Consider the following 15,868-nt stretch of genomic DNA (forward strand, 5'->3'; position numbering starts at 1 on the left):
CCCCCCCCCCCCCCCCCCCCCCCCCCCCCCCCCCCCCCCCCCCCCCCCCCCCCCCCCCGGCGCGGGTGCCGCCGGCCGGGCCCTGGAGTGCGACGGGGACATCTACTCCGGCGGCGTCAGCGAGCCCTGGAGCAAGGGGGACGGCGGGGCGACGCCCGAGGAGGGGCTCCGGGCGTACTTCGACATGGAGCAGCCCGAGGTGCCGCGGCACGGCTATCGCGTGGAGCGCGAGGAGGACGGCCGCGTCCTGTTCTCCCTCGACGTCGACGGACGCACCAAGGTCGCGGTCGTCGTCGCCGAGGACCGCGAGGACCGCCCCGGCTGGGGCCCGGAGACCAGCGCCTCCTGCGACCCCGCCGAACTCCCCGAGAGCTTCACGGCCTCCCTGGAGATCGAGATCTGGACCGACGCCGACGGCCGCCGTGTGCCGACCACCGAGATCAGCAGCTCAGCCGGATCGGCCCACTGCGACTGGCAGGAGGCACATTTCCTCGAACTCGGCGTGAACGGGGACCGCAGGACGTTCGCCCGCGATCCCGAAGGTGTTCTCGAACCCGCAATGCTGAACGCCGCGTACGACGGCGACGTACCCATGCCCGACGGCGCGCACGACACCGGATACCGGCTCGGCGACTGGCGGTTGTGGCTGGCCGGGGACAGGTCGACGGCGTACGTCCGCACCCCCGACGGTGTCGAGGCCTGGCCGCTGGTGCCGGACGGCATGGGCTGCAAGTGATCACTCGGATCTGCTTTCGCGACGCGTCGATTTCTCCGACTGTGCAGGTCAGTAAGGGCATTTGTCGATTTACGTTCTCCTGTCGGACAGTGACGGAACCCTCACTTCCACCGACCTGCGAGGTTGATCCTTTTGCGTTCAAACCCGATAAGCTCCCGTTCGGCGCTGCGAGTTGACTCGGTCGTGACTTGCTCTCGATCGGTCATCGCGCGGTGCGTACTCATGAGTGCGATCGCCTTTGCACACCCCCCCTTGATCGATCGTCGCCTTGAAGGATGCAGATGGAACTCGCCACACCGCCGCCGGCGGCGCGGCCCCCTGTCGCCTGGTACAGCTGGTGGCTCATGCCGCTGGCTTTAGGAGGTGGGACCGTTGCCGCCACGTTCATGAGCTCGGAGCGAATAACCGCCGCCGTCGCAGGCGTCGCGGCGACCACGGCCAGCGCCGTGTGTGTCCGCCTCCTGCTGCGCACCCGGGCACACCTGCGCAAGTCCGAAAGCGAGTTCCGCTCTGCGCAGGCCGAGCACTCCCAGCAGTGGCAGCAGCACGTGGCGGGCCTGGAGCGGAAGTTCAGCTCCGACCGCGCCGCCCTGGAGGGCCGTCTCGCCGAGCAGTCCGGCGCCTATGAGGCCCAACTGGCCGAGCAGGCCCACGCGTACGAGGAGCGCCTCGCCGAGGAGAGCGGCTCCTACGAGGAGCGCATCGCCGCCCAGGCCAAGTCCTACGAGGCGCAGCTCGCCGACCAGGCCGAGGTCTGGCAGGAGCAGCTGACCCACCAGCTGGCCGCCGTCGCCCGGCTCGCCGACGAGCAACTGCCGGACGCACTGCGGCGGTTGCGCGAGGGTGACGCGATCGACGACCTCCTGCCGACCGTCAACCAGTGCGCCAAGGTCAGCGCCGAACTCCAGGCCAACCTGCGCAAGGTTCTGCGTACCGCGCTGATCGGTGTCGAGGAGGAGTTCAACCGCTCGACCTCGGCCGAGCAGGCCGTGATCAGCGTGGGCAACCGTATCCACGTCCTGACCAGCAAGCTCCGCGGCCGGCTGCACGAGATGCAGGGCGAGCACGGCCGGCTGCCGGCCGTGGCCCGGGGGCTGATGGAGCTCGACCAGGCGATCGGCCCCGCCGACTGTCTCGCCGCGAGCATCAGCGTCCTCGGCGGCTCGGACCGTCCCGGCCGCCAGTGGCAGGAGCCGCAGCGCCTGCTCAGCGTGGTGCGCGGCGGCATCGGCCGGATCAAGGACTTCCACCGGATCGACGTACGCCACCTGCCCGAACTCGGCGTCGACGGCGGCCTGGTGGACCACCTCACGCTGATCTTCGCCCATCTCCTGGACAACGCCGCCCGCTACTCGCCGCCCACCGAGCCGGTGCTGGTCTCCGGCAAGGAGGTCCCGAACGGCGTCGGCATCGAGATCCAGGACTCCGGCAAGGGGCTGAGCGAGGAGAAGAAGCGCGACGCCGAGGAGGCGCTCGCCGGAACCGGGGCCGGACCGGGCCTCGGCGGTATCTCGGAGGACGCCACCATCGGCCTCAGGGTCGTCGGGATCCTCGCCCGGCGCTACGGCATCCGCGTCACCTACGCGGACTCGCCCTGGCTCGGCACCTCGGTGGTCGTCGTGGTCCCGCACAAATACTTCAGCCCGCTCCCCGCGGCCGATCCGGTCGCCGCCGCACCGACGCCCCAGACCTCGGCCGCCGCATCGGCAGCCCCGGGGGGCGCTGCGGCCGTCGGCACCGAGGTGGCGCACATGGCCGAGACGGCCGAGGCCGTGGACACCACGCCCGGCGGACTTCCCCGGCGTCGCAGCAAGCGGTCCGAGCCGGCGCAGCCCGCGTCGGCCGAGCGGTCCGAGGAGCCGGCCGTCGTCGCCGTCCCGCCGGACGCGTCGTTCGCCGGCCTCGCCGCCTTCGCCACCGCCGGACGCGAGTCCGACGGCGGCGGTGGCACGGGCGCCGGCAGCGACCCGACCGCCGGACGCGAGTCCACCGAGCACCGCACTGAAGAGAGCGACTAGTCCACATGACGCAACAGGGAACCGACGTGAGCTGGGCGCTCCGCGATCTGGTGGAGAGCATCCCGGAGATCCGCTTCGCCCTCGTGGCTTCAAGTGACGGCAAGGCCATCACCTCGTTCGGCGCCGAGGACCCCGACGACGTGGACCGCTTCGCGGCCGTCGTGGCCGGCCTCCAGGCGCTGGCCCAGCCGGTGGCCGAGCAGTTCCCCAAGTACGCGGGGCAGCTGCGGCTGGCGATGATCGAGGTCGACGGCGGCCACCTCTTCGTCGTACGGGCGGGTGTGGAGACGTATCTCGGTGTGCTGGCCCGCGAGGGCCTCGACCAGGGGCTGCTGGGGCATCAGATGAGGGACCTGGCCCGGCGGATGGGTGAGCTTCTCGGCACCACTCCGCGCCTGGAGGAGCACTCTGGATGAGTGCTCCCCGCCGGTCCACGGACCCGTCCGGTCTTGAGCGCTACTACGTCCTCACCCGAGGACGTAGCGGACCGGGCGGTCCGGCGTCGAGTCTCGACGTGGCGACCCTCATCGTCTCCCGCACCACCCCCGCACCGGGGATGCAGCACGAGCACGAGGAGATCATCCGGCGCTGCCGCGATCCGCTGTCGGTGGCCGAACTGGGCGCCCACCTCGGGTTGCCCTTCAACATTCTCGCGGTGCTGCTTGCAGATCTGCTTGAGGCAGGCCGCGTCGAAGCTCGTGACCCCATCCCGGCGCGCGACGCCGGTCGCGGGCCCGACCTCGCGCTCCTTGAGGAGGTACTCAGTGGACTTCAAAGGCTTTGACCAACCCGGCCGGTCGGCGGCCGGGGGCACCCGCTCGGTGAAGGTGATGATCGCCGGCGGATTCGGCACCGGGAAGACCACCATGGTCCGCTCGGTCAGCGACATCAAGCCGCTCACCACCGAGGAGACCCTCACCCAGGCCAGCGCCGCCGACGATCACCTCATCGGCGTCGCCGACAAGACGGAGACCACCGTCAGCCTGGACTTCGGCAAGATCGGCATCAACGACGAGCTGGTGCTCTACCTGTTCGGCACCCCGGGCCAGGAGCGGTTCTGGTTCCTGTGGAACGGTCTGTTCAAGGGCGCGCTCGGTGCGATCGTCCTGGTGGACACCCGCCGTCTGGCCTCCAGCTTCCGGGCGATAGAGGAGATGGAGCGGCAGGACGTCCCCTTCGTCATCGCCCTGAACGTCTTCCCCGACTCCAAGCACCACCCGATCGAAGAGATCCGGGACGCTCTGGACATCCCCCCGCACACCCCGATCGTGTCCTGCGACGCCCGCGACCGGGCCTCCAGCCGTGACGTACTCATCGCCCTGATACGTCATCTGAAGGAACGCTCCGCCGTTGCAATGGAGCCCCGATGAGCGACGAGAACCTCGACAGTCCCGACGCCCCCCGGGGCTGCCCGGTCGCGCACGGTTCGGCCGAACTGGCCCGACTGTACGGGCCCGAGGCGGCGACCGACCCGCTCGGCATCTACGAGCGGCTGCGCAAGGAGCACGGCTCCGTCGCGCCGGTGCTGCTGGAGGGCGACGTCCCCGCCTGGCTGGTGCTGGGTTACCGGGACAGCCGGCGGGTGCTCGACAACCCCCGCCAGTTCCCCCGGGACGCGCGGAACTGGCGGGATTCGCGGGAGGGCCGGATCGCGGAGAGCTCTCCGCTGATTCCGATGCTCGCCTGGCGCCCCGACTGCGTGTCCCAGGACGGTGAGGCGCACCGCAGGCTGCGCGGCGCCGTCAACGACGTGCTGCAGGCCGCTGCCGGCCGCGGTATCCGGCGCCACGCCACGCACTTCGCCAACAAGCTGATCGACGGGTTCGCGGACAGCGGCGGCGCCGATCTGGTGGCGGACTACGCCGACCTGATGCCGATGCTGGTGATGTCCCGCATCCTGGGGCTGGCCGAGACGGAGGGACGCCGGCTGGTCGAGTCCGCCGCCCAGGTGCTCAAGGGCGGCGAGGACGCCGTGATGCACGACGGCATGATCAGGGAGATCTTCGGTGAACTCGCCGAGCGCAGGCGGTCCGAACCCGGCTCCGACCTCGCCACCGGCCTGCTGGAGCACCATGCGGCTCTCGACCACGACGAGGTCGTCCACCACCTGCGCGTGGTGCTGATCGCCGCGCACGTGACGACCAACCTGCTGGCCCGGGTGCTGCAGCTGGTCCTGACCGACGCCTCCCGGCTCTCCGGGCTGATCAGCGGTCAGCTGAACATCTCCGCGGTGGTGGAGGAGGTCATGTGGAACTCCCCGCCGCTGGGCGTCCTGCCGGGGCGCTTCGCCGCCAGCGATGTCGAACTGGGTGGGCACCGCATCGAGGAGGGCGACCTGCTCGTTCTCGGTCTCGCCCCGGGCAACCTCGACCCCGAGGTCCGGCCCGATCCGGACGTCTCGGTGCAGGGCAACCAGGCGCACCTGGCGTTCGGCGCGGGCCCGCACGAGTGCCCCGGGCAGAGCATCGGGCAGTCCATGATCGAGGTTGCGGTGGACGTCCTGCTGCACCGGCTGCCGGGCCTGCGGCTGGCCGTGCCGGCGGATGAGCTCACCGCGACCGCCTCCACCTGGGATTCCCGGCTGGACGGGCTGCCGGTCGAGTTCCCGGTGTGAGCACACCGCTGCCCGGTCGGAAACCCGACCGGGCAGCGGTGTCGCGTGCGTACTGGGCGTCAGCCGTCGAGCCAGTCGCCTGTGACGCCCGTGGGACGGTAACCCGTGGCGTTCCAGAGGAAATGCGGGTGAGCGCAGCCGAACATGTAGGCGAACAGCGCGGTGTCCTCCCGCCCGGTTTCAGCGTCGTACAGGGTGTAGAACTTTTCGGATCCGACTATGCCGGCGTCCTGTTGGACATCACGAGCGCGGTCCGGGGACGGTGCGGCGCCGGCTGCCTCCACGCCGGCGATGTAGGTGCGGCGCAGGACCTCCCACGCAGTGTCGACGTTGCCGTACCAGGGGCCGTGCAGCGCTTCGAAGGCATGGAGCTCGGAGTCGAAGAGGGGCCATGCTTCGGGGTGTTGGGCTCGGCACCGTGCGGACAGCACGGCGGTCCGGGGGCTCAGCGCCGGCGCGCTGGGGCGCGGGGCGAAGGTGAGGTCGGTGCCGTCGGTGAGGATGCCGGTGCATGCGTTGGGCTGCAGATCGCACAGCGGGCAGTCCTCGGCCGGGGGGAGGCCCTCGGCTATGCCGTCGAACCACAGGGCGTGGCGGCCCGTGAGCGCCATCCACACGATGGTGCTGGGCATCAGCCAGGTGTTCCACATCGAAGAATGCGCCTCGGGCGTGCAGCCGTACTTGATGGCGGCGATGGCGGAGGCGGCGTAGAGGGCCTTGGTGTGGGTGGGAGTGTCGGCGAGCCAGAAGTTGCTGATCTCGCCGGTGAGGGCGTCGGCCCGTACGTCGGTCATGTCGTCGACGACGCGGCACAGCAGCAGGGAGGCGAGGTGTTCCTCCTGCCAGAGTTCGGTGTCGGGGGAGACGTGCCAGAACAGGCAGTCCATCATCTGCAGGAGTGAATAGGTGCTCTGGCTGTGCGGGTTGGTCTGGGGGAGTGTGACGTTGCCCGCGTGGTGCTGCTGGAGCCAGTACTCGTCCACGGATCGCTTATGGGCCGCGAAGAGTCCGCAGACCAGGGCCCGTGCGCTGTTGGTGCTGAAATTCTCGGCCAGGCGGCCTTCGACGAGTTGGGTGAGACCCTCGGTATCGATGGTGTCGATCACGCGTTTGTACTCGTGGAAGAGGAGGATGTCGTCCTCGAAGCTGTGGCGGAGGCCGAGGTCTCGTTCAAGGTCGTTCATCTGCCGGGCCAAGGACCATCCACCGGTCAGGACACTGTCGAGTTCGTCGCGGTACGGCCAGGTCTTGACGGTGAGGGGCCGACCGGCGCTCTGCCGCCAACTGTAGTCATCCAGCGTGCGTGCGGGGGGTGTGGGCAGCCGACCGCACAGTGCACAGTCGCAGACGTCTGTCTGCTTCTCCTCGCGCGGCGGGGCGAGCGCCCGGCTCCGCCAGGCCCCTTCCAGCATTATGCAGGTCAGTCGGCAGACCTCTATATCGGTGCTGACCTCGGGGAAGGCTGCTTCGATCATGCTCAGGCCGGCGTCGAGGTGCCGCAACCTGGCGTAGCCCTCCTCGTCGGGCGGGAGGAATGCCGGCTGCGCCAGATGGACGGCTCCCGCCACATGCAGCGTGGTGCCGGCGTGCGGTGATCCGAGCGCGTCCAGCCGCCGCTGAGCGGCGTTCTGGAACTTTCGGTGCTCCTCCGTGCTTCCCTTGCTGCGTTCCGCGAAGAGGCGGGCCAGGGCGTTCCCCGCCTCCGTGGGCTGAAACTGGGCGCTTGGCCGCGCCGGGATCAGGCTTTCGGCGGACGCCTTCGGAGCAGCATCTACGACTCGCGATTTCACACCGGTTCTCCCAACAAGCTGTGGTCATGACAACGGGACGAGCGGCCGTGGTTGTCGGCCGGTCATGTCTGGGGGTCTGCTGCGCCTTCCGCGAGGCCTCGCCGAACAGCCGGCCTCGCGCGACCGGCTCGGGATCCTGCTGCGAACGACCGCGAGGGGCACGCCTGCCGCGTTGGCGGCCGAGGCGGTGGAGCGGATCGTCTGGCGGTGGAGTGGATCGCCTGTCTGTCCTTCGAGGGCGAACTGCGCCAGGCCCGCTCGGTTCTCGAAAGAGGCGAGCCGCTGGTCCACGGCGGACTCGTCCTCGACTCCGCCGGCCTTCCGCGAGCGGCCCGCCCTTACTCCAGATGTCTGCTGGCAGGGTTGTCGAAGGGGAGACCGAACGTGACGTCCTGAGGCATGCGCTTCCTTCCGGGAGGCGGCGAAACAGAGTCCCCCCGCCTTGCGAACGGGTGGCCGAAGTGGCCACCCGTGCACTCGAACTCAGCTTCTATGGCCGAAAATTGAACCGTGAAGCGCTACGAGACTTCCCAGAGCGTAAATGATCTACGCGTGACCTCACCGTGATGTCCGTTACTGCCTATGCCTCTTGAGCTGCGTATACTCGCGCGCCCCCCACATATGTCTGCGCGACCCGTGTGTCGCCGATCGCCTCAGGCGCCCCGTCGAACGGATCGCGGTCGAGCACCACGAGATCGGCCAGCGCACCGACCCGGACCTCGCCTGTTTCGTCAAGGTGGTTCACGTGCGCCGAGCCGGCCGTGTAGGCGGCGAACGCTTCGGCGAGTCCGATGCGTTCGCCGGGCAGGAACACCGGCGTGTCGCCGCCCAGTCCCACCCGGTTGACCGCCACATGGATGCCGTGCAACGGATCGGGGCTGCTCACCGGCCAGTCGCTGCCCGCCGCGAGCCGGGCACCGGAGCGCAGCAGCGCCCCGAACGGGTACTGCAACGCGGCCCGTTCGGGCCCCAGGAAGGGGATGGTCAGCTCGTCCATTTGCGGCTCGTGCGCGGCCCACAGCGGCTGGATGTTCGCGATCGCGCCGAGCCGCGCGAATCGCGGTACGTCGGCGGGCTGGACGACCTGGAGATGGGCCAGGTGGGGCCGCGTGTCGCTCGGCCCGTTCGCGGCACGCGCGGCCTCGATCGCGTCCAGCGCGTCGCGCACGGCCCGGTCGCCGAGGGCGTGGAAGTGGCACTGGAAGCCGAGGGCGTCCAACTCGGTTACGTACTTGGGCAGTTGCTCCGGGTCGATGAAGCTGGTGCCCCGATTGGCGGTGACGCAGCCGCACTTGTCGAGGTAGGGGTCCAGCAGCGCGGCGGTGCCGGTCTCGGCGACGCCGTCCAGCATCAGCTTGACGCTGGTCGCACTGAACCGGCCGTGACTCAATGCCGCCCGCCGCTCGGCCAGTTCGGGAATCTGCTCGGCGCCGCGCTCACGGTCCCACCACAGGGCGCCCACGACACGCGCGGTGAGCGAGCCGTCCCGCGCGGCCGCCAGATACGCCTGCGACGGGTCGTCCATGCCGAGGAAGTCGCCGACGAGCGCGTCCTGCCAGGCGGTGATGCCGAGCGCGTGCAGATGCCGCTGCGCGTGCAGCAGGGCCGCCACCCGGTCGGCCTGCGTGGCCGGCGGGGTCAGTCGTCCCACCAGCTGCATCGCCCCCTCCTGAAGGGTCCCGCTCGGCTCACCGGAGGCGTCCCGGTCGATCCGCCCGTCGGCCGGGTCGGGCGTGTCGCGTGTGATGCCGGCCAGCGCGAGGGCACGGCTGTTGACCCAGGCGCCGTGATGGTCCCGGTTGGGCAGATACACCGGCCGGTCCGGCACCACCGCGTCCAGCAACTCCCTCGTCGGCGTACCGCCCTCGAAGGCCTCCATCGACCAGCCGCCCCCGGTGATCCACTCCCGCTCGGGATGCGCGTCGGCGTACGCCCGCACCGCGGCGAGCGTCTCGTGAGCCGTCCTCGTACCGGTCAGATCGCACTGGCTCAGCTCCAGTCCGGCCGGCACGGGATGCACATGCGCGTCCTGGAACCCGGGCAGCAGCAGCCGCCCGGCGAGGTCCACCACCTCGGTCCGCGGCCCGGCGAGACCGTGCACCTCCTCGCGCCCTACGGCGGTGATGCGGTCGCCGGTGACGGCCACGGCGGACGCGGTGCGGCCCTCGGGGGTGAGGACGGGGCCGCCGGTGAAGAGGAGATCTGCGTACATGTTCCTTTTCCTGGTCGGGAGTCATCAAGAGGTGGCGAGCAGCCGGGGCGCGTCGGCGTCGGTGCCCTTGCCGGTCTGGAAGTACGGCGACCTGCGCACCCACCGGGCCCACGCGGCGGCCACGAAGCCGGACGCGATCATCGCCAGGGGAGTGAGGAGCAGGAACCACCCGTTGTCCGCGCTGACTTCGAAGTGGTCGGTGGAGGTGTAGAACGACCAGCCCAGATAGCCGCCGAGACCGAGCAGCACGAGCGCGCTCAGCGTGGGCAGGACCACCGCGCGCACTCCTTGCCACCAGTCCTCGCGCAGCAGGGCGCGGAAGCGTACGGCGGCGGCGAGGGCGGTGAGGGCGTACGACAGGGCGACCACGATGCCCACGGCGTTCACCGTCGCCACGATCATGTCGGCGAGCCGCGGAATGACGAGCGCGAGTGCCGCGACCGCCACGGCCAGCGCGCCGATCAGCAGCGTGCCGATGACCGGAGTGCCGTACCGCGGGCTGACCTTGGACCACACCGGCCCGAGCGTACGGTCCCGGCTCATCGCGAACATTCCCCGGGCCGTCGGAATCACCCCGGCCTGCAGCGAGGCCACCGCCGAGAACATCAGGGCGATCAGCGGGAGCGCCGCCCACGGCTGGGAGGCCAGCCGCTCACCGAAGAAGGCGAGGCCCTCGGGGCCGTGGCCGACCAACTCCTTCTCGGACAGGACACGTTGGTAGGCAACCGAACCGAGCAGGAACAGCCCCAGCATGGTGAACAGGGTGGTGATCCCGGCCCGGGACGCGTCGCGCGGGTCACGCACCTCCTCGTTGACGCTGAACGCCGACTCGAACCCCCAGTAGCAGAACACCGACAGCAACAGCCCCTGGGCCAGCGCGGTCGCCGACGGGATCGCGAACGGGTCGAACCAGCTCAGGCTGAAGTCGTGCGGGCCGGCGACGATGCCGTATCCGCAGAAGCCCAGCAGGACGACGTACTCGAAGACCAGCAGCCCGGCCTGCAGACGCGCGGCGGTGCGGATGCCGGTCACCGCGGTCAGGGTGACCGCCACCAGGACCACGATGCCGACCGCCGTGGTCTGCGACGTGGAACCAGGGTCCAGCGCGAGGCCGCCCACCCGGTGCAGCCCGGCGTCACCCGCGAGTTGGAGCAGCGCCGAGCCGGTGACCGCGGTGGTGTAGGCGAGGAACGCCACCACGGCGACGATGTTCACCCAGCCGACCATGAAGCCCAGCCAGGGGGTGAGCGAACGGCCCACCCACACATAGCCGTTGCCCGCGTTCGGCTCGACCTTGTTCAGCCGTGAGTAGGCGCCCGCGATACCGAGGACCGGCAAGAACGCCAGCAGCATGATGGCCGGCAGATGCAGGCCGACCACGCCGGCCGTGACGCCGAGCCCGATGCCGATGCTGGTGGTGGCGGCCGTGCTGGAGGCGGCGATGGCGACGCCGTCCAGGACGCCGAGGGACTTGCGCAGCTCGGGCCGGAGCGAAGCGAGATGAGGGTCCCCCCGGTCGAAGACTGGGGGAGGGTCGACGGGGTGGGGCTGCTTGTCGGACATGGCCGGTCTCCGCTCGCACCGGGGGCCTGGACGGCCCCGATGAGCGGACATGAAACTGTCCGGGGGGTTAACAGGTCAACACTGTTGTCGTAAGGTGCGGGGCACCGGCCGAGGGAGGCAGTCCATGAGCGAGCGCGTCGTCCCGCCCGCCGCCCGGCAGCGCAGGCGCCCCACCAAGCAGGGTGTCGTCCTGTCCGAGGAACTGATCGTCGAGACGGCCCTCAGGCTCATCGAGGAGCACGGCGCGGACGCCCTCTCGGTACGCCGCCTCGGCCGCGCCCTCGGCGCCGACCCCAGCTCGCTGTACCGGTACTTCCGGCACACCGACGACCTGATGCTCGCCATCGCCGACGAACTCATCGGCCGTACCCTGCGCACCTGGCGCCCCACCGGCGACTGGCGCGCCGACCTGCGCGATCTCGGTCTGCGCATGCACGCGGGGGCCCTCGCGCAGCCCCGGGCGGCGGTGCTCAGCTCCTACCGGGTGACCGGGCGGGCGTACGAGATCCAGGCCGTCGAGACCGTCCTCGGCGTGCTGCGCGGCGCCGGGTTCCCCGACGCCGAGGCGGTGCGGATCTACCACGCCTTCGTCGACCAGGCTCTCGCCCACGGCGCCCTCGACTCGGCGAGCGCGGCGATGCCGAAGGCCGCACGGGAGGCCGAGGCAGCGGTCTGGCGCTCGACCTACGCGCGGCTGCCCGCCGACACCCACCCGCACATCGCCGCCACCGCCCGCCATCTCGTGGCGGACATGCCGCGCAGCTCGTACCCGGCCGCCCTGGCCCTGCTGCTCAGCGCCGCGGCGGCCCGGCTGGCCGAAATCCGCCCCCGGGCCGGACATCCGGCGGCCACACTGGACACGTCCGACTCCGCATCACCGTGAGAGGCCGTACGCCGATGACGCCGCCGCCCGCACGCCCCGCCGAACAGCGCAAGCAGGACACCCTGCACCGTCTGGAGCACGATCAGGACGCGTGGGTCGCCACGGCCGAGGTGGACGGCGGCGTGCCGTATCTCGTCCCGCTCTCCTTCCTGTGGAACGGCTCGACCCTGCTGCTGGCCACGCCGACGCACAGCCCGACGGGCCGGAACCTGAGGATGACCGGACGGGCGCGGATCGCGATCGGACCCACCCGTGACGTCGTCATGATCGAGGGCACGGTCGACACGTTCGTGGCCCCTGCCCAACTGCCCCCGGAGGAGGCCGACCGCTTCGCGGCCAAGACCGGCTTCGACCCGCGCCGACTCACCACGCCCTACCTGTACTTCCGCGTCCGGCCGGACCGGGTGCAGGCCTGGCGCGAGGCCGACGAACTGGCCGGGCGGGAGCTGATGCGGGACGGGAAGTGGCTGGTGGCGGACTGAAACCGCCCGACCGGGACACCCGTGGGGGACAGGGCGAGGGGGCAGGACCGTCCCGCGCCCAGGACCCTGCGGAGGAACCATGGCACTGGTGAAAGCGGGCTTCGTGGTGCTCGACTGCGCCGAACCCGAGAAGCTCGCCGTGTTCTACACGGAACTGCTGGAGGGTGAGCAGACGGACGCGACCGCCAACCGCGTCGAGATCAGGGGCGCCGACGGCACCCGGCTCGCGTTCCGCCGCGACATGAACGCGACTCCGCCGAGCTGGCCGCGCCCCGAGAACTCCCTCCAGGCCCATCTGGACTTCACGGTGGAGGACCTGGACGCGGCCGAGCGCCGGATCGTCGGGCTCGGCGGCCGCCCCCTGGAGGCCAGGGAGGCAGCGGGCCCGTACGAGGAGCGCGGCTACGCCGACCCGGCCGGCCACTCCTTCACCCTGCGCCGCTCGGTCGTGGATGCACCGAAGCAGGGCTGAGCCCCGTCGGTCGCGGACGGCCTGAGAGTGCTCTCGGGACTGTCAGTCCCGCCCGCCCTTGTCGCTGACCGGCCACACCCCCGTCGACCGCTCGATCGCCTTCGCGCCCGTGCGGTCCGCCACGCTGCGCGCCACCGCGAAGAGGGCGCCCTGGACCGCGGCCGCCAGCAGGATCTCGCCCCAGCCGCGGTCCCGGTCCAGCGCGTCGGGAGCGTCGTCCTCGTGCCGTAGCGCCGTCCAGGTCTTGCGGAAGGCGAGCCCGGCCAGTGTGCCGCTCGCCCAGCCCAGCGCGAATCCCAGGGGCTTGTAGGCCAGGGGCAGCTTCAGCTTCTTCTTCGTCCTCTTGGCCACGTGCGCCTCCTTGCTCTCAGGGCCGTCCCCGGGCGGGGACTTCCTCGGCCGCCGGGACCGGCCCGGGCGGCGTCCCGTCGCCGAATGGCCTGCCGCCCAGCCTCTCCCGGCCGTGCGGTGCGGGCCAGCCCGACAGATCCGGCCCGAGGGGCACGATGCCGGTCGGGTTGATGCCGCTGTGCACCCGGTAGTAGTGCCGTTTGATGTGGTCGAAGTCGACGGTGTCACCGAATCCCGGCGTCTGGTAGAGGTCGCGGGCGTACGCCCACAGGACCTGATTCTCCGTCAGTTTCCAGCGGTTGCACTTGAAATGGCCGTGGTAGACGGCGTCGAAGCGGACCAGCGTGGTGAACAGCCGGATGTCCGCCTCGGTGATCGTGTCGCCGACCAGATAGCGCTGCCCGGCCAGCCGCTCCGTGAGCAGCTCCAGGCGCCGGAACAGCCGCGCGCACGCCTCCTCGTACTCCTCCTGGCCGGTGGCGAAGCCCGCCCGGTACACACCGTTGTTCACGTCCGCGTGGACGTCGGCCATCACACCGTCGATCTCGTCGCGCAGTGCCTTCGGGTAGAGGTCGGGCGCGCCGTCGCGATGCAGGGCCGTCCACTCGGTGGCGAGGTCGAGCGTGATCCGCTCGTAGTCGTTGGTGACGAGCGCGCCGCTCGGTACGTCCACGATCGCGGGCACGCTCACCCCGCCGGGGTAGTCGGTCTCCCGCCGGTCGTAGGCCTCGCTGAGGAAGCGGATGCCGAGCACCGGGTCACGGCCGTCGGGGTCCAGGGTGAAGCGCCAGCTGCGGTCGTCCTGGATCGGGTCGGCGATCGCCATGGACAGGGCGTCCTCCAGGCCGAGCAGCCGCCGGGAGATCACCGCCCGGCTCGCCCACGGACAGGCACGGCTGACCACCAGCCGGTAGCGGCCCGCCGCCACCGGCCGGCCGTCCCGGCCGTCCGCGGTGATCCGGTCCGTGAAGTGGGCCTTCGACCGCTCGAAGGGCTTCCTGCCGTAGGCGGTGTTGCCCCCGCCGCTCATGATCGCGCTCCTCTCTGCCGTACGCCGTCACAAGTCCTTGCCTGAATGCCGGGTTCCCCGATCTCGCCGGATCCCCCGGATTTGCCGAAATCCTGGATCCCGCAGGATCTCGCCGGATCCCCGGGGTTCCCCGATTTCCGCCGTCGGCGCCGTGTGAGCCGGGGCGACCGGGGCAGTCGGCGTGAGTGAGCAGCACGTCCAAGGCACCGAAAGCGGACCGCAGGACTCGTGTCACCGTTCTGGTGGCCCTCGCGGCCAATCTCGTCATCGCCGTCGCCAAGGCGGTCGGCGGAGTCCTCGCCCAGTCACCCGCGCTGCTGTCGGAGGCGGCGCACTCGGTGGCCGACAGCATGAACGAGGTCTTCCTGCTGGCCGCGCTGCGCCGCAGCCGCCGCCCCGCCGACGCCCGCCATCCCTTCGGCTACGGCAAGGAGCGCTTCTTCTGGTCGCTGCTCGCGGCCGTCGGCATCTTCGTGATGGGCGGCTGTTTCTCCTTCTTCCAGGGCTTCGAGGCGCTGCGTGGCGGCGCCGAGGAGCAGTTCAGCGGCTATGTGGCGGGCATGGTCGTGCTCGGGGTCGCCTTCGTCGCGGAGGGCGCGTCGCTGGTACGGGCGCTGTACCAGGTACGCCGGCAGGGCGGACTGTCGGAGGGCCTGCGCGACCCGGCCCTGCGCACGGTGGTCGCCGAGGACGCCACGGCGGTGCTCGGCGTGACCCTCGCCTTCGGCGGCATGGCGCTGCACATGGTGACCGGGCAGGTCGTCTGGGAGGCGTCCGCCTCGCTCGCGATCGGTGCGCTGCTCGTGTACGTCGCCTACCGGCTCGGCCGCGACGCCCGTGACCAACTGATCGGGGAGGCCGCCGACCCCGAGGCCGACGCCGAGATCCGCGCCCTGCTGGCGGAGCAGCCGGAGATCGACAGCGTGGAGGCGCTGTTCACCATGAAGACGGGCCTGAAGACCGCCCTGGTGGCGGCCCGTGTCGATCTGGTGCCCGGCCTCGACAGCGAACAGGTCGAGGAGGTCGCCGTCCGCATCAAGCGGTCCATCGGCCGCAGCGTCGCCGAGGCGGACCAGGTCTTCCTCGACGTGACCGAACGCTCCGCCCGCGAGGCAGAAGGAAGCCCCGCCGCGACGGGGGAGCGCGGCGGGGCCTGACGCACGTGTGCCCGACGAACACGGGTTCATGCGTCTCGGGAGAAAAAATTTCCGAAGCCCTGCTCAGACCTCGTCGAACGGCTCCAGCACGAAGACCGGGATCACCCGGTCCGTCTTCTCCTGGTATTCGGCGTACGGCGGATAGGCCGCGACGGCACGCTCCCACCACTCGTCCTTCTCCGCACCGGTGACCTCGCGGGCCTTCATGTCGCGCTTCACCGGTCCGTCCTGGAGTTCCACCTGGGGGTCGGCCTTGACGTTGTGGTACCAGACCGGGTGCTTGGGCGCCCCGCCCAGCGAGGCCACCGCGGCATAACGCCCCTCGTGCTCGACGCGCATCAGCGGCGTCTTGCGGATCTTGCCGCTCCTGGAACCCCGGGTCGTGAGCAGGATCACCGGCATCCCCGTGTCCATGAGGGTCGTCCCCTTGGTGCCGCCGGAGCTCTCGTACAACTCCACCTGGTCGCGGACCCACTGGGTCGGGCTGGGCTCGTACTCACCGTCAAGAGGCATGGCATCGGTCCCGTCGTCGTTTCCTGGCGCTGACTGGCGTCTTTCCT

At 70.7% G+C, this 15,868-nt stretch carries 17 protein-coding genes; 11 read left to right on the forward strand and 6 right to left on the reverse strand.

Going from position 1 to position 15,868, the window contains the following annotated elements:
• The 6 genes from POF73_RS43300 to POF73_RS43325 all read left to right on the forward strand — a co-directional run.
• On the forward strand, positions 1-736 hold a 736-nt coding region (locus POF73_RS43300), incomplete at its 5' end, for a hypothetical protein (RefSeq protein WP_443049751.1).
• A 281-nt stretch (positions 737-1,017) separates the two neighbouring features.
• Entirely contained in the window at positions 1,018-2,754 is a 1,737-nt protein-coding gene (locus POF73_RS43305) for an ATP-binding protein (protein WP_272124922.1), read from the forward strand.
• Between the two features lie 5 nt (positions 2,755-2,759).
• Positions 2,760-3,170 carry a roadblock/LC7 domain-containing protein gene (locus POF73_RS43310; RefSeq protein ID WP_030043913.1) on the forward strand — a complete coding sequence of 137 codons (411 nt, stop codon included), beginning with the start codon at positions 2,760-2,762 and terminating at the stop codon, positions 3,168-3,170.
• Positions 3,167-3,538: a DUF742 domain-containing protein gene (locus tag POF73_RS43315; RefSeq protein WP_272124923.1), complete on the forward strand. Its 372-nt coding sequence runs from the start codon at positions 3,167-3,169 to the stop codon at positions 3,536-3,538. Before POF73_RS43310 ends, POF73_RS43315 begins: the two co-directional genes overlap by 4 nt.
• Positions 3,519-4,124 (forward strand): GTP-binding protein, encoded by a 606-nt coding sequence (locus POF73_RS43320; RefSeq protein ID WP_272124924.1) that lies wholly within the window; start codon positions 3,519-3,521, stop codon positions 4,122-4,124. Before POF73_RS43315 ends, POF73_RS43320 begins: the two co-directional genes overlap by 20 nt.
• Positions 4,121-5,368 carry a cytochrome P450 gene (locus POF73_RS43325; RefSeq protein ID WP_272124925.1) on the forward strand — a complete coding sequence of 416 codons (1,248 nt, stop codon included), beginning with the start codon at positions 4,121-4,123 and terminating at the stop codon, positions 5,366-5,368. Before POF73_RS43320 ends, POF73_RS43325 begins: the two co-directional genes overlap by 4 nt.
• Before the next feature lie 59 nt (positions 5,369-5,427).
• Here the strand turns inward: POF73_RS43325 and POF73_RS43330 are convergent, their stop codons facing one another.
• Positions 5,428-7,158, reverse strand: a complete 1,731-nt coding sequence (locus POF73_RS43330; protein WP_272124927.1) for a hypothetical protein — start codon at positions 7,156-7,158, stop codon at positions 5,428-5,430.
• A gap of 207 nt (positions 7,159-7,365) precedes the next feature.
• Here POF73_RS43330 and POF73_RS43335 point away from each other — a divergent pair, with 207 nt between their 5' ends.
• A complete protein-coding gene (locus POF73_RS43335; protein WP_272124928.1) occupies positions 7,366-7,554 on the forward strand; it encodes a hypothetical protein in 189 nt (62 codons plus the stop codon).
• Between the two features lie 184 nt (positions 7,555-7,738).
• On the opposite strand, the gene POF73_RS43340 is transcribed toward POF73_RS43335, so the two are convergent.
• Both POF73_RS43340 and POF73_RS43345 read right to left on the reverse strand, forming a co-directional pair.
• Positions 7,739-9,370 (reverse strand): amidohydrolase, encoded by a 1,632-nt coding sequence (locus tag POF73_RS43340; RefSeq protein WP_272124929.1) that lies wholly within the window; start codon positions 9,368-9,370, stop codon positions 7,739-7,741.
• Between the two features lie 24 nt (positions 9,371-9,394).
• Positions 9,395-10,933 (reverse strand): APC family permease, encoded by a 1,539-nt coding sequence (locus POF73_RS43345; protein WP_272124930.1) that lies wholly within the window; start codon positions 10,931-10,933, stop codon positions 9,395-9,397.
• Between the two features lie 124 nt (positions 10,934-11,057).
• Between POF73_RS43345 and POF73_RS43350 the strand changes: the two genes are divergently transcribed.
• From POF73_RS43350 to POF73_RS43360, 3 genes are all read left to right on the forward strand, one after another.
• Positions 11,058-11,816 carry a TetR/AcrR family transcriptional regulator gene (locus POF73_RS43350; protein ID WP_272124931.1) on the forward strand — a complete coding sequence of 253 codons (759 nt, stop codon included), beginning with the start codon at positions 11,058-11,060 and terminating at the stop codon, positions 11,814-11,816.
• A 14-nt stretch (positions 11,817-11,830) separates the two neighbouring features.
• A complete protein-coding gene (locus POF73_RS43355) occupies positions 11,831-12,298 on the forward strand; it encodes a pyridoxamine 5'-phosphate oxidase family protein (protein WP_272124932.1) in 468 nt (155 codons plus the stop codon).
• Positions 12,299-12,377: 79 nt separating this feature from the next.
• Complete coding sequence (locus POF73_RS43360) at positions 12,378-12,770, forward strand: VOC family protein (RefSeq protein WP_272124933.1); 393 nt, start codon at positions 12,378-12,380, stop codon at positions 12,768-12,770.
• Positions 12,771-12,812: 42 nt separating this feature from the next.
• Here the strand turns inward: POF73_RS43360 and POF73_RS43365 are convergent, their stop codons facing one another.
• Positions 12,813-13,121, reverse strand: a complete 309-nt coding sequence (locus POF73_RS43365) for a DUF4235 domain-containing protein (protein WP_272124934.1) — start codon at positions 13,119-13,121, stop codon at positions 12,813-12,815.
• Positions 13,122-13,137: 16 nt separating this feature from the next.
• On the reverse strand, positions 13,138-14,151 hold the full coding sequence (locus POF73_RS43370; RefSeq protein ID WP_272124935.1) for a glutathione S-transferase family protein: 1,014 nt from the start codon (positions 14,149-14,151) through the stop codon (positions 13,138-13,140).
• Positions 14,152-14,336: 185 nt separating this feature from the next.
• Between POF73_RS43370 and POF73_RS43375 the strand changes: the two genes are divergently transcribed.
• The gene (locus POF73_RS43375) at positions 14,337-15,308 is read left to right on the forward strand and encodes a cation diffusion facilitator family transporter (protein WP_272124936.1); all 972 of its coding nucleotides are present in this window, start codon (positions 14,337-14,339) and stop codon (positions 15,306-15,308) included.
• A 63-nt stretch (positions 15,309-15,371) separates the two neighbouring features.
• On the opposite strand, the gene POF73_RS43380 is transcribed toward POF73_RS43375, so the two are convergent.
• A complete protein-coding gene (locus POF73_RS43380; protein ID WP_272124937.1) occupies positions 15,372-15,821 on the reverse strand; it encodes a nitroreductase family deazaflavin-dependent oxidoreductase in 450 nt (149 codons plus the stop codon).
• Positions 15,822-15,868: the final 47 nt, after the last annotated feature.

This window comes from Streptomyces sp. HD, assembly GCF_028369295.1.
Lineage (GTDB): Bacteria > Actinomycetota > Actinomycetes > Streptomycetales > Streptomycetaceae > Streptomyces.

What these genes read in the sequence shown, in the direction of transcription:
- POF73_RS43305 (WP_272124922.1), top strand. Translation starts at nt 1,018, where the DNA reads ATGGAACTCGCCACACCGCCGCCGGCGGCGCGGCCCCCTGTCGCCTGG.
- POF73_RS43310 (WP_030043913.1), top strand. Translation starts at nt 2,760, where the DNA reads ATGACGCAACAGGGAACCGACGTGAGCTGGGCGCTCCGCGATCTGGTG.
- POF73_RS43315 (WP_272124923.1), top strand. Translation starts at nt 3,167, where the DNA reads ATGAGTGCTCCCCGCCGGTCCACGGACCCGTCCGGTCTTGAGCGCTAC.
- POF73_RS43325 (WP_272124925.1), top strand. Translation starts at nt 4,121, where the DNA reads ATGAGCGACGAGAACCTCGACAGTCCCGACGCCCCCCGGGGCTGCCCG.
- POF73_RS43340 (WP_272124929.1), bottom strand. Translation starts at nt 9,370, where the DNA reads ATGTACGCAGATCTCCTCTTCACCGGCGGCCCCGTCCTCACCCCCGAG.
- POF73_RS43345 (WP_272124930.1), bottom strand. Translation starts at nt 10,933, where the DNA reads ATGTCCGACAAGCAGCCCCACCCCGTCGACCCTCCCCCAGTCTTCGAC.
- POF73_RS43350 (WP_272124931.1), top strand. Translation starts at nt 11,058, where the DNA reads ATGAGCGAGCGCGTCGTCCCGCCCGCCGCCCGGCAGCGCAGGCGCCCC.
- POF73_RS43355 (WP_272124932.1), top strand. Translation starts at nt 11,831, where the DNA reads ATGACGCCGCCGCCCGCACGCCCCGCCGAACAGCGCAAGCAGGACACC.
- POF73_RS43360 (WP_272124933.1), top strand. Translation starts at nt 12,378, where the DNA reads ATGGCACTGGTGAAAGCGGGCTTCGTGGTGCTCGACTGCGCCGAACCC.
- POF73_RS43370 (WP_272124935.1), bottom strand. Translation starts at nt 14,151, where the DNA reads ATGAGCGGCGGGGGCAACACCGCCTACGGCAGGAAGCCCTTCGAGCGG.
- POF73_RS43380 (WP_272124937.1), bottom strand. Translation starts at nt 15,821, where the DNA reads ATGCCTCTTGACGGTGAGTACGAGCCCAGCCCGACCCAGTGGGTCCGC.